Below are 16,856 nucleotides of genomic sequence, written 5' to 3' on the forward strand. Positions count from 1 at the left end.
CCGCGACCGACATTATATAAGGGTTTCCCTCAGAAAGATTGACTTGCTGCATTATTTTTTTATCCAAGGCGAGAAAGGCGCCAAATCCTTGCCCGCTTCCACGTACCAGGCGCGGCGCGTGATGTCGAATTGGGCGCCCAATGCCTTGACCTGGTCCTTCTGCTGGTAGGCGGCGGTCAGGTACTGGCGCGCGGCCGCAGGGGCGGCCGGCGCGGCCTGATTGCGGGCGATGGCTGCTTCCGCCGCGGCGGTCGATTTCGCCAGGCGCATCTGCGCGATGAAGCCGCTGCGCAGCGCGGCGTCGGCCGGCGAGAGCAGCGTCAGGCGCGCGCGGGCGCGGGTGGCGCCGACGTAGAACAGGTTTTCCTCTTCGGCCTTGGGCTGGGTCGGATGTGGGAATTCGTCGGCCTGCAGGAAGGGCAGGATCACGTGCTCGAACTCCTTGCCCTTGGCGTTGGCCACGCATTCGATCAGCACCGCCTTGCGGTCGCGCTTGCGGCGCACGAAGGCTTCGCGCGCGTTGAGCGTAGCCCAGAACTCGGCCAGCGTGTGGCCGGAGGCGGCCGCCGCGTCGAGCAGGCCGGCCACCGATTTGTTGACCACGCCCGCTTCGTAGGGCCGCACGAAGATGCGGCGCGCGGTCGCCACCAGCTTGACGCGCTCGCATATCTCGGTCAGCACGGCCGCCGCCGGCGTGGCCGGATCGACCTCCGTCAGCCAGGCGATGGTCGCGATGACGGCCTGCTTGGTGGCCAGGCTGGCGACGTCGCGGTAGCTCGGCTCGTCGCCGTCGCGCTGTTCGTCGTCGATGTGGAACAGTTCTCCCAGCAGCGCCGGGTCCTTGATGATCTGCGCCTTGAAGTTGTCCATGCGCCGCGCCGAGAAGCGCATCTCGCTGAAGGCCACCATGGCGTCGACGATGGCGGTGCGTACCTGCTCCGATTTGACGGCGCTGAAATCCTTGAGCGCGATCGCCAGCAGGCCGCGCAGGAACAGGATCTCGTCGCGCTGCAGGTAGCCGGCCATGGCGGGCGTGCGGTAGTCGATGTCGGCTTCGATCAGCGCGTTCTCGATGGCCATCGACTGATGGCGGTCGCGTATCAGGATGGCGCAGCCGTCGAGCGCGTGGCCGTCGGCCTTCCATTGCCGGATCGCGGCCACGGCCTGCTGCGCGCAGGCGGCGGCGTTGTCGTAGTGGGCGTGGCGGATCTCGGTGTGCAGCGGCAGGCTCGATTCGACTGGCTTCTGCTTGAACTCCGCCATCGCGTAGGCCAGGTGCGGGCCGTGGCGGTAGGTGTAGGTCAGCGGGAAGCGCACCAGCTTGGGGTAGTTCTGGCCGAAGCGGCGGTTCAGGTATTCCTCGCTGGCCCCAAGCTTGGCGTGGATCACCTGGTCCTTGTCGCCGGCGCCGACGAAAAAGCACTGCGGCTTGGCGATCAGCGCGTCGAGGATCTGGAAGGCCGCCTCGTTCAGGTCGTGCAGCTCGTCGCACAGCACCAGCCGGTAGTCGGGGAAGTGCTCGGCCAGGCGCGCGCCCGCCTGCAGGTTGCAGGCCAGGTCGTAGGTGGCGTCGAACGGGCCGCGGAACACCGCGCCGGCGCCGCCGTCCAGGCGCAGGGTTTCGTATTCCACCGTGGTCAGGTAGTCGGTCAGCGGCACGCCCATCGACTCGGCGATGTCCTCGTTGCCCATGTATTCGACGTCGGCGGCCAGCGCCATCGTCGCCTTCAGCTGCAGCTGCACGTCGAGGAACTGGGCCAGCGCGATGCTGTGGGTTTGCAGGTCCAGGCCGTCCAGGCGGCCGGCGTAGCGCTCGGCCACGCGGTCGATCGCGGCCAGCGCGTAGTCCTTCAGCTGGCGCGCCTCGGCGCATTGCCGCAGGCCGTCGCCGTCGATGCTGTCGAGTTGGAACGCGGCGAAGTCCTCGAAGGTCAGCACGGCGACGCGGCTGGCCAGCGCGTGCGGCACGCCCACGTCGAGCAAGCGCTGGCGCATGACGTCGCGCGCTTCGGGCGTGAAGGTCAGCGCCAGGATTTGTTCCGGCGCCAGCTTGCGCGCCAGCGCCTCGCCGATGCGCAGCGCCAGCGTGGTGGTCTTGGCGGCGCCGGCGTTGGCGTCCACCAGCACCACCTTGTGCTGCGCCAGCTGGATGGCGGTCTGCTCGGGTGTGGGGATCAGGCCTTGCGGGGTGAAGCGGGGAGGGTTGGCATCATTCATCCGTCACATTATAGCGACCGGCGTGCGGTTGCCGGCGGCGGACTGCGTGGCCGGCGCGGGCGCGGCCGGCTTTACGTGCAGGCGCGCGGTGGCGCCCTCGATGAACTGGGCGCTGAACACGCGCCGTTCGACCAGCGTTTCGCGGCTGTCGATGACGGCGCACAGCAGGTTGGCGGCGGCGGCGGCCATCTTGGGGATGGGCTGGCGCAGCGTGGTCAGGTTGTAGCTCAGCCAGTTGGACGGCTCGACCGCGTCGAAGCCGGCCACCGACATCTGGCCCGGCACGTCGATGCCCAGTTCATGGCGCGCGCAGTCGAGGCAGCCGATCGCCATCACGTCGCTGCCGCAGATGATGGCGTCCGGCACGCCGCCCATTTCCTCGATCAGCGCCTTGAGGCCGGTGGCGCCGCTGTTGTAGTCGTATTCGCCCGGCACGATCACCGGCGGGGGCAGGCCCAGCTCGGCCAGCCGTTCGCAGGCGCCGCGCCGTCGTTCGCCGGCCACGGTGGTGTCGGTGGTGCCGCCGATGATGCCGAAGCGGCGGTGGCCGGCAGCCGCCAGCCGCGAGACCAGCATGCGGCCCGCTTCCAGGTGGTCGCAGGTGACGGTGTTGACCGACTGGTTGCGCAGCGTGCGGTTGAACAGCACCAGCGGCATGCCGCGCCGTTCGAACTCGGCCACGTGCTCGTCGGACACGCGGGCGGCCACGATCGCGCCGTCGACCTGGAATTGCCAGACGTCGTTGAGCACGCGGTCGACATCGGCCTCGCGCGCCAGCGGGAACAGCAGCACGCGCTTGCCCAGCGCGCTCAGTTGCTGGCTCAGTTCGGCCAGCAGTTCGGGGTAGTACAGATTGGACTTGTTGGTGATCAGCACCGCGACCATGTTGGAGCGGCGCGTGATCAGGCTGCGGGCGGCGGCGTTGGGAATGTAGTCCAGCAGTGCGGCGGCTTTCATCACCCGCGCGTGGGTGGACTTGGACACGCTGGCGCCGGGCTTGAAGCAGCGCGACACCGCCGATTGCGACACCCCGGCCACGATGGCCACGTCATACGAGGTGACGCGGCGGGCTTCACGGGCAATGCTGGCTTTGTGTTCAGTCGCGCAGACTTGGATAGTCGGCTTGGATTTGGTCATTGTCTCTGGCCTGCAGGCTGCGGCTTGCATGTATGTTAGTTAATTCAGCATAATCAAAATCTTACTCATTGGCAACTATAATCGTTTTTCTTTTAAGAAATATCGGGTCGGGTGTGGCCCCGCTGCAATTTTCCCTGTCGGCCGGGGTTTTCTGCTAAGATAACGCCCCTTTATTCACGTGAAGGGTCGACATGGCCAATGCTTGCGGCGTCGATTTTGGCACGTCAAATTCCACGGTGGGCTGGGTGCGTCCCGGCCACCCGGTGATGTTGGAACTGGAAGAGGGCAAGACCACCTTGCCGTCGGTGGTTTTCTTCAACGCCGAGGACGAAGAGGTTACCTTCGGACGTGCAGCGCTGGCCGAATATCTGGCCGGCTACGAGGGGCGCCTGATGCGCTCCATGAAAAGTTTGCTGGGCACCAGCCTGATCGACGGCCAGACCGAGGTGGGCGGCCGCGCGTTGCCGTTCCGCGCGCTGCTGTCGCAGTTCATCGGCGAGGTGAAGCGCCGCGCCGAGCTGTCGGCCGGGCGCCAGTTCACGTCGGCCGTGTTCGGCCGTCCCGTGCATTTCATCGATGACAGCAAGGAAAACGACCAGCTGGCCGAGGATACGCTGGCCGAGGTGGCCCGTTCCGTCGGCTTCAAGGATATCGCCTTCCAGTTCGAGCCGATCGCCGCGGCCTTCGACTACGAGTCGCAGATCACGCGCGAGGAACTGGTGCTGATCGCCGACATCGGCGGCGGTACCTCGGACTTTTCGCTGGTGCGCCTGTCGCCCGAGCGCGCGAAGAAGACCGAGCGGCGCGACGACATCCTGGCCAACGGCGGCGTGCACATCGGCGGCACCGACTTCGATAAATACCTGAGCCTGTCGTCCGTGATGCCGCTGCTGGGCTACGGCAGCCGCCTGCGCAACAACAGCGAGGTGCCGTCCAGCTACTACTTCAACCTGGCCACCTGGCACACCATCAACCAGGCCTACACCAAGAAGATGTGGACCCAGCTGTCCGACCTGCTGCGCGATTCGGCCGAGCAAGAAAAGCTGGGCCGCCTGCAGAAGCTGATCGACCAGCGCGCCGGCCATTGGCTGGCGATGAAGTCGGAAGAGGGCAAGATCGCGCTGTCCGACGCGCCGAAGGTTACGCTGGAGCTGGACCGCTTGTCGCCGGCCGTGACGCTGGAGCTGGACCGCGCGCAGTTCGACGACGCCATCGGCCACCTGGTCGGCTCGGTCGAGAGCACGGTGCTGGGCCTGCTGCGCGACGCCGGCGTGGCGCCGGCCGATGTGGACACGGTGTTCTTCACCGGCGGTTCCAGCGGCGTGCGCATGCTGCGCGAGCGCATCGGCGCGCTGGTGCCGTCGGCCCGCAAGGTCGAAGGCGACCTATTCGGCAGTATCGGCGCCGGCCTGGCGCTGGATGCCGTGCGCAAGTTCGGCTAACTAAAAGGAACGCCATGCTCGACCAACCCATCGTCATGCTCGACTTCGAGACCACCGGCCTGTCGCCCGACATGGGCGACCGCATCACCGAGGTGGCGGCGTTGCGCATCGTCGGCGGCAGGGTGGTCGACCGCTATGTGTCGCTAATTAACTGCAATGTGCGCATACCGTCCTTCATCACCGGCCTGACCGGCATCACACAGGCCATGGTCGACGGCGCGCCGCCGGTGTCGCGGGTGGTGCCGGAGCTGCTGGATTTTATCGGCGGCGATGCGCTGTCGGCCCACAACGCCAGCTTCGACGATAAATTCCTGCGCGCCGAGGCTGCCCGGCTGGGCCTGACGCCCGGCTATCAGGCGCTGGTGTGTTCGCTGAAGCTGTCGCGCCGCGTGTTCCCCCAGCTGCCGAGCTACAAGCTGGGCAACCTGTCGGACCAGCTGGGCATCCGCTTCAAGAGCGCGGCTCACCGGGCCGAGTCCGATGCGGAGGTGGCGGCCGAGGTGCTGATCCATATCGGCAAGCACATCGGATCGACCTATGGCATAGGCGGCGTCGATACCTCGCTGCTGGTGGCGATCAACAAATTGGCGGCCGCCAAAGTGCACGCCTTCCTCGAAAAACAAAAAGTACGCTAAAAATCCGTGGCTCGCATTACAATACCGGCACTGATGTATCGATAGTTGGTATTTTGTGAATATACGCCGCAACTTCTTCTATGTGCTGCTGTCGCTTCTGCTGGTGTTCTCCCAGCAGATGGGGTACTCGCACGCGCTGTCGCACGCTTCGGCCGCGACCGGCGTGGTGCAGGCCGCCGCGCAGCAGGACGAAGATGCCAGCAGCATCACCAAGCTGGGGCTCGATCACAATTGCGCGCAATGCCTGGCGTTTGCGCAGATCGCCTCCGCCGCCGATACTCATTTCTACTCCTTCCCGCTGGCTGCCAATACCTCGGTGGCCGTCATTCACGCGCCGGTGCCGCTCGATTGTCAGCGCACCGTCTGCGGCTTCCGATCGCGAGCGCCGCCCTTCCTGTCCTGATCGCACACACTTGATCCGCGCCGCTGCCGCTTGAGCAGGGGCGCGCTCTATCGTAGCTATCCACAGGAAATCACATGTTGAAACACAGCGTACTCGCGGCCGCATTGAGCGCCGCCGTGGCGGCCCCGCAGGCCTATGCCGCAGATAAGAAGGAACAGAAGGAACTGGCAGAAATCCGCGCGGAGATCCGCGAGATGAAGGCCGCTTACGAGGCCCGCTTGCAGGCCATGGAACAGCGCCTGCAGCAGGCGCAGTCGGATACCGCCGCCGCCAAGGCGCAGCTCGCCACGATTGGCGCGGCTGCGCCGGCCGCCGCGGCGGCACCGGCCGTCACCGCACCTGCCGTGGCCGCCTACGTCGAGCCGCCCGCCGCGCCAGGCGCCGCGGCGTCTGTCGGCGGCGCTAACCCGGCAAGCAACCTGTTCAACCCGAACATCTCGATGATCCTGGGCGGCACCCTGCAGAACCTGAAGCAGGACCCGACCCAGTACCGCCTGCAAGGCTTCGCGCCGAGCGGCGGCGAGGTCGGCCCCGGCAAGCGCGGCTTCAGCCTGGGCGAATCCGAGCTGACCATGGCGGCCAATATCGATCCGCAGTTCGCCGGCCAGCTGACCTTCTCGTTGAGCGGCGAGAACGAGGTCAGCGTGGAAGAAGCGTTCATCCAGACGCGCGCGATGGCGAACGGGCTGAACGTCAAGGCCGGCCGCTTCCTGTCTTCCATTGGATATCTGAATGGCCAGCATGCCCACACCTGGGACTTCGTCGATGCGCCGCTGGCGTATCAAGCCTTCCTGGGCGGCCAGTACAAGCCGGACGGCGTGCAGGCCAAGTGGCTGGCGCCGCTCGACCAGTTCGTGGAGCTCGGCGTGGAAGCGGGCAGCGGCGCGGCCTTCCCCGGCAACGACCGCAACAAGAATGGCGCGGGCGCCGTCAGCGTATTCGCCCACATCGGCGACGATATCGGCGCATCGTCCAGCTATCGTGCCGGCTTGTCCTACCTGCACACCGCCGCGGAAAAGCGCGCCTACGAGGACGAGGGCCTGAGCAATAACTTCAGCGGCAAGTCCAACACCTGGATCGCCGACGCGATCTACAAATGGGCGCCGAACGGCAACCCGACCAACACCAACTTCAAGCTGCAGGGCGAGTACTTCCGCCGCAAGGAAACCGGCACGCTGAACTACGCGGTCGACACCGACGCGGCGGCCAGCGGCAGCTATCGCAGCGTGCAGTCGGGCTGGTACCTGCAAGGGGTCTACCAGTTCATGCCGACCTGGCGCGCGGGCCTGCGCTACGACCGGCTGTCGTCCGGTTCGCCGCGCATCGGCCTGATCGACAGCGGCGCGCTGGCCTGGGCCAACCTGCCGATACTGCAAGCCTACAACCCATCGCGCAGCAGCTTCATGGTGGACTACAGCCCGTCCGAGTTCTCGCGCCTGCGCCTGCAGCTGGCGCGCGACCAGTCCCGTCCCGGCGCGACCGACAATCAGATTTTCCTTCAATACATCATGAGCCTGGGCACGCACGCGGCCCACTCGTTCTAAGGAGCAGGCATGAAACGCACACTCAAACATCTGCTGATCGCCGCCGCTTGCGTGGCGGCCACCTCGGCCCACGCGGCCGTCAACGTGCTGGCCTGCGAGCCGGAATGGGAGGCGCTGACCAACGAGCTCGGCGGCGACAAGGTGAAAGTCTCCAGCGCCACCAACGCGCTGCAGGACCCGCACCGCATCGAAGCGCGTCCCAGCCTGATCGCGCGCACCCGCAACGCCAACCTGCTGGTGTGCACCGGGCTGGAGCTGGAAGTGGGCTGGCTGCCGGTGCTGGTCCAGCAATCGGGCAACAGCAAGATCGCCGCCGGCCAGCCGGGCAACTTCGAGGCGGGCGCCTACGTGCCGCGCCTGGACGTGCCGAACAAGGTCGACCGCAGCGAGGGCGACGTGCATGCCGCCGGCAATCCGCACATCCAGCAGAACCCGCACAACATCGCGCTGGTCGCCGTGGCGCTGGCCAAACGCCTGGCCGAGCTGGACCCGGCCAACGCCGCCTACTACCAGGCGCGGCAGAAGGACTTCTCGGCGCGCTGGGATGCGGCCATGATCAAGTGGGAGAAGCAGGCGGCGCCGTTGAAGGGCGTGGCCGTGGTCGAGCACCACAAGAACATGGAGTATCTGATGGGCTGGCTCGGCATGCATCAGGTCGGCACGCTGGAACCCAAGCCGGGCGTGGAGCCGAGCGCGGCCCATCTGTCCGAGCTGCTGTCGCAGTTGCAGCGCGCGCCGGCCAAAATGGTAATACGCGCCGCCTACCAGGACGGCCGCGCATCGCAGTGGCTATCCGAGCACGCGAAGATACCGGCGGTGGTGCTGCCGTTCTCCGTGGGTGGCGACGACAAGAGCAAGGACTTGTTCGGCCTGTTCGATTCGACTGTACAACGCCTGATGGACGCCAATAAATGAACGCTGAATCGCTCGATCTGATGATCATCGTGCCGGCGCTGCTGGCCGGCCTGTTGGTGCTGCTGACCCACGTGCCGCTGGGCGCGCAGGTGCTCAAGCGCGGCATCGTGTTTATCGATCTGGCGATCGCGCAAATCGCCGCGCTGGGCGTGATCATCGCCGGCGCCGCCGAGCTCGATCCGCAGAGCTGGGCGGTGCAGGCCGCCGCCGCGGCCGCCGCCGTGTGCGGCGCGCTGCTGCTGACCTGGACCGAAAAGCGCTGGCCGGAAGTGCAGGAAGCGCAGATCGGCGTGATGTTCATCCTGGCCGCGACGGCGGGCCTGCTGCTGGTGGCGCACAACCCGCACGGCGGCGAGCATTTGCAGGATCTGCTCGCCGGGCAGATCCTGTGGGTGCGCTATGACCAGCTGTTGCTGCCGGCGGTGGGCACGGTGGTGATCTGCGGACTGTTGTACTTCCTGCGCGAACGCCTGAGCCGCCTGGGCTTCTACCTGATCTTCGCACTGGCCGTGACGGCGTCGGTGCAACTGGTGGGCGTGTACCTGGTGTTCACCAGCCTGATCGTACCCGGCCTGGCGGTGCGCCACTATGTCGGCAAGAAACGGCTGGTGCTGGCCTATCTGATCGGTGCGGCGGGTTATGCCAGCGGGCTGGTGTTGTCCACGCTGTACGACCTGCCATCGGGCGCCCTGATCGTTTGGTGTCTGACGGCATTGGCGATCGCCGTGTATGCATGCGGTCCCAAGCCCAGCGGTGCGCGCCGGGTCGCGCATCGCTAAAAGCGATAACATTTCATCATGGTCCGTTTGAGCGCGGTCAAACTCTGGCCGGGACCGCGTTTTACACTTTAACCAACATTGTTGTGGTGTTGGCCAGAGGTGTACCATGAAGAATCAAAGCTCGGCAAGGGCAGGTTACGACACCTTTTTATGGTACCGGGAGGCGGCTGAACGCGGCAATCCCTACGCCCAGTTCAATCTGGCACTGGTCTATAAAAAAGGGCAGGACGTGGCGCGCGACGAAGTGCGCGCCTTCTACTGGATGCTCAAGGCGGCCCAGCAGGGGTTGGCGTTCGCGCAGAACCACCTGGGCGTGATGTACTACAACGGCCGCGGTGTCGCCAACAACGACAAGGAAGCCGTGCGCTGGTTCCGCGCAGCCGCGCTGCAGGGCGAGGTATCGGCCCAACAAAATCTGGGACAGATGTACAAAAAAGGGCGCGGCGTGGCGCGCAACGACGAGACCGCCTTGTCGTGGTTCTACCGCGCTTCCGAGCAGGGCGTGGCCAGCGCGCAAACCCTGCTTGGCGAGGCCTACGTCCATGGCATGGGCGTGCGGCGCAACTATCCGCTGGCGCTGGCCTGGTTTCGCAAGGCGGCGCTGCAGAACGATGCCTGCGCCCAGCTCAATCTCGGTCTGATGTACAAGCACGGCCACGGCGTGGCGCGCAACGATGTGCAGGCGCTGGCGTGGTTCCGCCAGGCGGCGGCGCAGGAATGCGCCGTGGCCCAAAGGCTGGTGGGCGTGGCCTATGCCGAGGGGCAGGGCGTGGCGGCCGACCAGTTGCGCGCCTACGCCTGGCTGCTGCGCGCCGCCGAGCAGGAAGACGCGGACGCGCAATTCAACCTCGGCATCATGCTGGCCAACGGCAAGGGCGTGGAGCGCGACGACGAGCTGGCCTTCACATGGTATCGCCGGGCGGCCGAGTCCGGCCACGTGCTGGCTCAGTACAACCTGGGCGGCATGTACGCGCGCGGACGCGGCGTGCCGCGCGACGAGCAGCGGGCGCTGGAGTGGTACCGCATGGCGGCCGAGCAGGGCGCGCCCAGCGCCCAGTTCAACGTTGGCGTGATGTACGCCAACGGCCACGGCGTGGCCAAGGACGAGGCGCGGGCGGTGGCGTGGTATCGCTGCGCGGCCGAGCAGGGCGATGCCAGCGCGCAGAACAACCTGGGCGTGATGTACGCCAACGGCCTGGGCGTGGCGCGCGACGAGGAGCTGGCCGTCAGCTGGTACGGCAAGGCGGCGGAACAGGGCCATGCGCTGGCGCAGTTCAACCTGGGCGGCATGTATGGCAGCGGGCGCGGCGTGGCGCGCGACGATGAAAAATCCTGCATGTGGCTGACATTGGCGGCCGAGGCCAGCGAACTGGCTGCTGCCAGCAACCGCAAGAAATCCGAACTGGACCTGACGCCGCAGGCGATGGAAGCTGCCTCCGAGCTGGCTCGCCGCTGGCGGGCGGCGCACGCCACGCCAGCGCGGCCGGTATGACGCTTCAGCCCTCTTGCCGGCGGCGATCCATGAACAGGCTGTTGCCATGGATCTTCTTGGCCTGCTTCTTCGATTCCGCGGCGGCGGTGGCGATCTGGTGATGCGTGTAGTACTTGTGCGGATCGACGCGGATCGCGCCTATCGATAAGCTCATCAGCGAATAAAACACTTTCTTGCCCTGGCGGTCCTCGCTGAGATAGCCGCCGCGCTCGCGGTCTTCGGTGCTGTAGAAATCCTGCACGTGCCGCTCGAATTCCTGCAGGATGACGTTGCAGCGCGCCTCCCAATCCTCGCTCTGGAACAGCACCATGAAGTCGTCGCCGCCGATGTGGCCGACGAAGTCGCGGTCGGCGTCGGTGCGCTCGCCGAGCAGCTTGCCGGTCAGCTGGATCACGTCGTCGCCCCGCCGGTAGCCGTACACATCGTTGAACGGCTTGAAATGGTCGAGGTCGAAGTAGCAGACCCAGAAGCGCGCGCCGCTCTCCAGCAGCCGGTCGATGTGCTCGTTGATCGGCACGTTGCCCGGCAGCTGCGTCAGCGGATTGGCATAGCGCGCCGCCGTGATCTGCATCTGTGTGATCTCGCGCATCAGGTCGTGTCCCGTGCCCATGCCCAGGTAGCGGCCCTGGTCGGTGATGATGAAACCGTTGAACAGCTGATGGGCGTCGGCCTGCGCCATGCGGAAGCTCAGGTCTTGCAGGCTGGTGTCCTTGTCGGCGATCAGCGCGTTGCTGTCCATGAACTGCTTGCAGGACTTCTTGCCGTACAGCTCGCGCTGGTAGGGACGGGCGAAGTGGTCGATCATGTCGAAGCGGCTGATCAGGCCCAGCGGCAGGCCGTCGTCCACCACCGGGATGATCAGCAGCTTGGGATGGCGCACGAAGATTTCGTAGACCTCGTTGTTGCTCATGCTCGACGGCACCGCGTCCACCTGGTGCAGCAGCTTGGAGATGCTGGCGCCGTTCTTCTCGCCGCCGCGCTGCGGATAGACCGCGACGCCGTTGCGCGCCAGCGCCTTGACCACCTCGGCCGGCGCCGCGCGCGCCGGCTGGGCGTGCGGCCGGCCAAGGTGGTAGCCCTGGCCGAAGGCGACGCCGACATCGCGCAGCACCAGCAGCTCGGCCTGGGTCTCGATGCCCTCGGCGATGACCAGCGTGTCGGACTTGTCGGCGATCTCCTGGATCGAACGGACGAACTGCAGCTTGACCGGATCGTGGTTGATGCCTTGAATAAAATGCATGTCGATCTTGACATACTCGGGCCGCAGCTCCGACCACAGGCGCAGGCTGGAGAAGCCTTCGCCCAGGTCGTCGATGGCGATCTGGAAGCCCATGTTGCGGTAGTGGAGCACCGCTTCGCGCATCAGCTCGTAGTCGTAGGTGGGCTGGTTTTCGGTCAGCTCGATGATGACCCGATCCGGGTTGATGCCGATTTGGTGGATGTACTCCAGCGTCTCGCCGTGGCGTGCGTCGCGCTGCAGCAGACATTCCGGGCTGACGTTGAGGAACAGCTTGCCCGGCAGGTCGAGCTCGGCGAAGCGCTCCAGCACCACGCGCCGGCACAGGTGTTCGACCTCGACCGTGAGGCCGTTGGCGCGCGCCACCTTGAACAGGTTCATCGGCGCATGCAGCGGGCTGTCGGAAGGTCCCCGTATCAAGCCCTCGTAGGCGATGATCTCGCCGCTTTGCATGTGCACGATAGGCTGGAAAAGCGCGCTGAGCTGGCGGCGCGTCAGGATATCGAACAGATGGGCGCGCAGCACCGCCTCCTCATCCTCGGCCTTGGGCTGAAGATAGCTGATGTTGGAGCTGAGTACGGTTTTCACGGGAAGGCTGGCCAAAGTCGGTTTAACTGCGTGATCCTAAGCCGCTTTTGTGACCACATGATGACCTATGGAAATAATTTACGACAATTTGAGAAAAACCGCTCCGTAGATTTTTTCCCAAGCGCTACAATCTGAGCTGAACCGTTAAACCGAGACCAGGCCAGCCATGCTCCGAGAAGTTTTACGCCAGACCGTATTCCCCCTGTTATTGCTGAGCGCGGCCAGCGCGGGCGCCACCGGCGTCACCGTGCTGGTGCAGGACGCCGGCGGCAAGGCGCTGGCCGACACCGTGGTCTATGTCGAGCCGGAGAGTGGCCCGGCTGGCGGCCGCGCGCCGGGCACGGCGGAGATCGAGCAGAAGGGCTTGAAGTTTCTGCCGCTGGTCACCGTGGTCCAGACCGGCGCCAAGATCTTCTTCCCGAATAACGACAAGGTCCGGCATCACATCTATTCGTTCTCGCCGGCCCACAAGTTCGACCAGAAGCTGTATTCCGGCCAGTCGGCCACGCCGCAGGTCTTCGACAAGGCGGGCACCGTGGTCCTGGGCTGCAATATCCACGACAAGATGCTGGCCTATGTCAAAGTGGTCGACACGCCGTACTTCGCCAAGACCGACGCCGCCGGCGCCGCCCACGTCGAGCTGCCGGCCGGCGGCAGGTATGTGGTCCGGGCCTGGCACTACAACACGGTGGGCGGCGCCACGCCGGAGCAGCTGGTGACGGTGAAGGCGGGCGACGCGCCGGCCAGCGCCGCCTTCAAGCTGCCGATGAAACCGACGGTGGCCGACGACGCCTCGTCGACCACTCTTTAAGGGATAGCCCGAGCATGCGCATGCGCTTCCGCAGCCTGGAGAGCCGGATCGTCACACTGTTCCTGGTGCTGATCGTGGCCGTGCAGGTGATCGGCCTGCTGGTGATCCAGCGCGGCATCGACAACAACGCGCGGCTGTCCATCAGCAGCGAGTTGGGTAACGGCGCCAAAGTGTTCCGCCGCCTGCTCGACCAGAACGCACAGAATCTGCGCTTCGGCGCCCGCCTGCTGGCGCGCGACACCGCCTTCGTCGCCACCATCGGCAACAACGACGAGAACGACCGCAGCACGATCCTGTCGGCGCTGGACAACAGCGGCAAGCGTATCCACGCCTCGTTGTCGATGCTGATCAGCGCCGAGCGCAAGATTAGCGTCGCCACCAATCTTGAGCAGGCGGCCGCGCTGGAGAAGCAGGTTGCCAGCATGCTCGATACCGCCGAATCGGCGGGCGGCGCCAACGGCATCGCCATCGTCGAGCACCGGCCTTACCAGATCGTGGTCATGCCCATCCTGGCGCCGACCACCATTGGCTGGATCGTGATGACCTTCCCGATCGACCGCCAGCTGGCCACCGACATGCGCGAGATCAGCGCGCTCGACACCACCGTGCTGACCCGCGACGCGCAGGGCAAATGGCTGGCCGTCGGCTCGACCTTCAGCGGCGCGGTGGCGCAATCGGTGATCGACCAGTTGCAGGCCTTGCCGCCCAATCCGGCCGGCCCGTTCGACCTGGCGCTCAACGCCGGCAAATACAGCGCGCGCCTGCTGGCGATCGGCCAGGACGGCGGGCAGACCGCCAACGTGCTGCTGGCCCGTTCGATCGACGAAGCGACCGCCGAATACAGCCGGCTGGAACGCTGGCTGATCGCGCTGACGCTGGGCGGCATCGTCATCTCGGCGCTGGCCATCGTGTTCACCGCCAAGCGCATCGCGCAGCCGATCAGCGAACTGGCCGTCACCGCCAGGCGTCTGGAGCAGGGCGATTACAAAGGCCAGATCGACACCAGCCGCGAAGACGAAATCGGCGCGCTGGCGCATGCCTTCGACGCCATGCGCGAAGGGATCGCCAAGCGCGAACAGGAAATCCGCCGCCTGGCGTACTGGGACACGCTGACCAACCTGCCGAACCGCGCGCAGTTCGTGCTGCTGCTGAACGACGCGCTGTCCGATGCGGCCCGGCGCGACGAAACCGTGTTCGTGCTGATGATGGACCTGGACCGCTTCAAGCACGTCAACGACGTGATGGGCCACAGCTTCGGCGACGCCTTGCTGCGCCAGGTGGCCGGCCGTTTGCAACTGCTGCTGGCGAACCGGCACCAGTCGTCGGCGCAGGTGGCGCGGCTGGGCGGCGACGAATTCGCCGTGCTGCTGCCTGCTTCCGACCTCGAATCCGCGCGGCGCATGGCGGGCGAAATCCTGACCGCGCTGGAGACGCCGCTGTCGCTGGAAGACCAGACGGTGGACATCGGCGCGGGCCTGGGCATTGCCGGCTACCCGCAACACGGCAACGACGGCGAGGCCTTGCTCAGCATGGCCGAAGTGGCGATGTACGCGGCCAAGCAGCGCAACGACGGCGCCGTGGTCTACGATCCGGCGATGGACAAGTCCAGCGAAAAGAGCCTGTCGCTGTTGACGGAACTGCGCAACGCCATCGAGCGCAACGAGTTCCGCCTGCACGTGCAGCCGAAGATCATGCTCGATACCGGCAAGGTGGTTGGCATGGAAGCGCTGGTGCGCTGGGCGCATCCGGAGCGCGGCAACGTGTTCCCCGACGAGTTCATTCCCTTCGCCGAGCAGACCGGCTTTATCCGCGTGCTGACGCGCTGGGTGATGGAGAAGTCGGCGGAGCTGTGCCAGGAGCTGGCGGCCAAGGGCCATCCGCTCAAGGTGTCGGTCAACCTGTCCACACGCGATTTGCTGGACCAGGACTTGCCGGCCAAGTTTGCCGACACGCTGGCGCGCCACAAGCTTGCTCCAAGCTCGTTCTGCCTGGAGATCACTGAGAGCGCCATCATGGACGATCCGGTACGCGCCCAGCACACGCTGGAGCGCCTGAGCGCCATGGGCGTCGATTTGTCGATCGACGATTTCGGCACAGGCTACTCCTCGCTGGCCTACCTCAAGCGCCTGCCGGTGAATGAACTGAAGATCGACAAGTCCTTCGTGCTGAACATGGAGAACGACATCGGCGACACCAAGATCGTCCGCTCGACCATCGACCTTGGGCACAACATGGGTCTGCGCGTGGTGGCCGAGGGTATCGAGAGCGAAGCCGTGTGGCGGCTGCTGGCGGAACTGGGCTGCGACCAGGGGCAGGGCTACTTCATGAGCCGCCCCATCCCCGGCGAGCAGCTGATCGCCTGGCTGGAGAAGTGGCAGCCGCCGATGGCCGTCGCGGCGCCAGACTACAACGAAATCGATATCGGCAACTGATCCTCCCCGCGCACCCCATCCTGCGAATTTGCATTTCGGTCGGCGGAATCTGCGGTACGTCGCATAATCTGCGCGCTCAAGCCGCAGCCTCCTTAAGCTAGCGCGATTCCATCTATCCCAGGAGGTCCCATGCAGCGTCTGTCCGCAGGTATTCTTGTTGCCGCCGCGTTTTGCGGCAGTGTTATCGCCGCCGAATCGCCTGGCCAGGAGTTCAAGCCTGGCGCGTTCAAGCTGCAACGAGGGCCGCAGAACGAGCTGCTGGTGCTGGGCACCGCACACCTGTCGCAACTGCCGAAGTCCTTCGATCCCGCTAATCTGAGTTTGCTGATGGACCGCCTCGCGAGCTGGCAGCCCAAGGCCATCGCCATCGAAGCCTTGTCCGGGCCGCAGTGCGCCTACCTGCGCAACTACCGCGAGCGCTATGACGACACCATCAAGTCCTACTGTTGGGACACCGCGCCGGCAGCCAGCGCCACCGGCCTTGACGTGCCCACCGCGACCGCGCAAGTGGATCGCACGCTGGCCGCGTGGCCGGCGGCGCCTACGGCAGGGCAGCGGCGCAAGCTGGCATCGCTGTTCCTGGCGGCGGGAGAACCCGCGTCCGCAATGGTGCAATGGCTGCGCCTCCCGGCGGAAGAGCGGCACGCCGGCGATGGACTGAATGACAAACTGGTGGAGATCCTCAACGGTTTGCAGCAGAAGCGCAATGAATACTATCAAATCGCCGCGCCGCTTGCCGCGCGCTGCGGGCATGAGCGCGTGTACCCGATGGATGACCATACGTCCGATTCACCCGTCGACGATGAAAAGGCCTACGGCGAAGCGATCATGAAAGCATGGGACAACCCCGTCGTCGCGGCGCGCAGGCGCCAGGACGAGGCGCTGCACGACGGGTTGGGCACACCGTCCGGCGTGCTGGCGATGTACCGCGCGCACAATGCCGCTGGCGCCGCCGAGCAGGTATTCCGTGCCGACTTCGGCGCCGCGCTGGAAGAGCCATCGCCCCAGCATTTCGGGCGCGGCTACGTCGCCTACTGGGAGACGCGCAATCTGCGCATGGCCTCCAACATCCGCGATGCGATGTCGCTGCGGCCGGGCAGCCGCACCCTGGTCATCGTCGGCGCGTCGCACAAAGGCTACCTGGAGGCCTACCTGAACGAGATGCACGACGTCCGCGTGGTCAGTACGGACGCCATCCTGCGCGCCGAATAAACCACGCCGATA

Annotated in this window: 13 protein-coding genes; 10 read left to right on the forward strand and 3 right to left on the reverse strand. The window is 65.8% G+C overall.

Annotated features, from left to right (window positions below; all coding sequences use genetic code 11):
* Positions 1-51 precede the first annotated feature (51 nt).
* Entirely contained in the window at positions 52-2,217 is a 2,166-nt protein-coding gene (locus AC07WS_RS20770; RefSeq protein ID WP_494730916.1) for an ATP-dependent helicase, read from the reverse strand.
* A gap of 3 nt (positions 2,218-2,220) precedes the next feature.
* On the reverse strand, positions 2,221-3,354 hold the full coding sequence (locus AC07WS_RS20775; protein ID WP_494730917.1) for a LacI family DNA-binding transcriptional regulator: 1,134 nt from the start codon (positions 3,352-3,354) through the stop codon (positions 2,221-2,223).
* Positions 3,355-3,545: 191 nt separating this feature from the next.
* On the opposite strand from AC07WS_RS20775, the gene AC07WS_RS20780 reads away from it, so the two are divergent.
* The 7 genes from AC07WS_RS20780 to AC07WS_RS20810 all read left to right on the forward strand — a co-directional run bounded on the left by AC07WS_RS20780 (position 3,546) and on the right by AC07WS_RS20810 (position 10,564).
* Positions 3,546-4,796, forward strand: coding sequence for an Hsp70 family protein (locus AC07WS_RS20780; RefSeq protein ID WP_494730918.1), 1,251 nt, complete (start codon positions 3,546-3,548; stop codon positions 4,794-4,796).
* A 14-nt stretch (positions 4,797-4,810) separates the two neighbouring features.
* Complete coding sequence (locus tag AC07WS_RS20785) at positions 4,811-5,431, forward strand: 3'-5' exonuclease (protein ID WP_494730919.1); 621 nt, start codon at positions 4,811-4,813, stop codon at positions 5,429-5,431.
* A gap of 55 nt (positions 5,432-5,486) precedes the next feature.
* Positions 5,487-5,834: a hypothetical protein gene (locus AC07WS_RS20790; RefSeq protein WP_494730920.1), complete on the forward strand. Its 348-nt coding sequence runs from the start codon at positions 5,487-5,489 to the stop codon at positions 5,832-5,834.
* Positions 5,835-5,908: 74 nt separating this feature from the next.
* Positions 5,909-7,378 carry a hypothetical protein gene (locus AC07WS_RS20795; protein ID WP_494730921.1) on the forward strand — a complete coding sequence of 490 codons (1,470 nt, stop codon included), beginning with the start codon at positions 5,909-5,911 and terminating at the stop codon, positions 7,376-7,378.
* A 9-nt stretch (positions 7,379-7,387) separates the two neighbouring features.
* Positions 7,388-8,293 carry a metal ABC transporter substrate-binding protein gene (locus AC07WS_RS20800; RefSeq protein WP_494730922.1) on the forward strand — a complete coding sequence of 302 codons (906 nt, stop codon included), beginning with the start codon at positions 7,388-7,390 and terminating at the stop codon, positions 8,291-8,293.
* Positions 8,290-9,072: a metal ABC transporter permease gene (locus tag AC07WS_RS20805; protein ID WP_494730923.1), complete on the forward strand. Its 783-nt coding sequence runs from the start codon at positions 8,290-8,292 to the stop codon at positions 9,070-9,072. The genes AC07WS_RS20800 and AC07WS_RS20805 overlap by 4 nt, the downstream gene beginning before the upstream one ends.
* Before the next feature lie 106 nt (positions 9,073-9,178).
* The gene (locus AC07WS_RS20810) at positions 9,179-10,564 is read left to right on the forward strand and encodes a tetratricopeptide repeat protein (RefSeq protein WP_494730924.1); all 1,386 of its coding nucleotides are present in this window, start codon (positions 9,179-9,181) and stop codon (positions 10,562-10,564) included.
* Positions 10,565-10,568: 4 nt separating this feature from the next.
* Here the strand turns inward: AC07WS_RS20810 and AC07WS_RS20815 are convergent, their stop codons facing one another.
* A complete protein-coding gene (locus AC07WS_RS20815) occupies positions 10,569-12,389 on the reverse strand; it encodes a GGDEF domain-containing protein (RefSeq protein WP_494730925.1) in 1,821 nt (606 codons plus the stop codon).
* A 166-nt stretch (positions 12,390-12,555) separates the two neighbouring features.
* Here AC07WS_RS20815 and AC07WS_RS20820 point away from each other — a divergent pair, with 166 nt between their 5' ends.
* The 3 genes from AC07WS_RS20820 to AC07WS_RS20830 all read left to right on the forward strand — a co-directional run bounded on the left by AC07WS_RS20820 (position 12,556) and on the right by AC07WS_RS20830 (position 16,844).
* Complete coding sequence (locus AC07WS_RS20820; protein WP_494730926.1) at positions 12,556-13,200, forward strand: methylamine utilization protein; 645 nt, start codon at positions 12,556-12,558, stop codon at positions 13,198-13,200.
* Between the two features lie 14 nt (positions 13,201-13,214).
* Positions 13,215-15,632: a putative bifunctional diguanylate cyclase/phosphodiesterase gene (locus AC07WS_RS20825; RefSeq protein WP_494730927.1), complete on the forward strand. Its 2,418-nt coding sequence runs from the start codon at positions 13,215-13,217 to the stop codon at positions 15,630-15,632.
* 129 nt (positions 15,633-15,761) lie between these two features.
* Complete coding sequence (locus AC07WS_RS20830; RefSeq protein WP_494730928.1) at positions 15,762-16,844, forward strand: DUF5694 domain-containing protein; 1,083 nt, start codon at positions 15,762-15,764, stop codon at positions 16,842-16,844.
* Positions 16,845-16,856 lie beyond the last annotated feature (12 nt).

It is taken from the genome of Duganella sp. GW821-FHT01E12 (assembly GCF_059422325.1).

Coding starts and splice junctions, on each gene's coding strand:
- AC07WS_RS20770 (WP_494730916.1), bottom strand. CDS start 2,217: ATGAATGATGCCAACCCTCCCCGCTTCACCCCGCAAGGCCTGATCCCC.
- AC07WS_RS20775 (WP_494730917.1), bottom strand. CDS start 3,354: ATGACCAAATCCAAGCCGACTATCCAAGTCTGCGCGACTGAACACAAA.
- AC07WS_RS20780 (WP_494730918.1), top strand. CDS start 3,546: ATGGCCAATGCTTGCGGCGTCGATTTTGGCACGTCAAATTCCACGGTG.
- AC07WS_RS20785 (WP_494730919.1), top strand. CDS start 4,811: ATGCTCGACCAACCCATCGTCATGCTCGACTTCGAGACCACCGGCCTG.
- AC07WS_RS20795 (WP_494730921.1), top strand. CDS start 5,909: ATGTTGAAACACAGCGTACTCGCGGCCGCATTGAGCGCCGCCGTGGCG.
- AC07WS_RS20800 (WP_494730922.1), top strand. CDS start 7,388: ATGAAACGCACACTCAAACATCTGCTGATCGCCGCCGCTTGCGTGGCG.
- AC07WS_RS20805 (WP_494730923.1), top strand. CDS start 8,290: ATGAACGCTGAATCGCTCGATCTGATGATCATCGTGCCGGCGCTGCTG.
- AC07WS_RS20810 (WP_494730924.1), top strand. CDS start 9,179: ATGAAGAATCAAAGCTCGGCAAGGGCAGGTTACGACACCTTTTTATGG.
- AC07WS_RS20820 (WP_494730926.1), top strand. CDS start 12,556: ATGCTCCGAGAAGTTTTACGCCAGACCGTATTCCCCCTGTTATTGCTG.
- AC07WS_RS20825 (WP_494730927.1), top strand. CDS start 13,215: ATGCGCATGCGCTTCCGCAGCCTGGAGAGCCGGATCGTCACACTGTTC.
- AC07WS_RS20830 (WP_494730928.1), top strand. CDS start 15,762: ATGCAGCGTCTGTCCGCAGGTATTCTTGTTGCCGCCGCGTTTTGCGGC.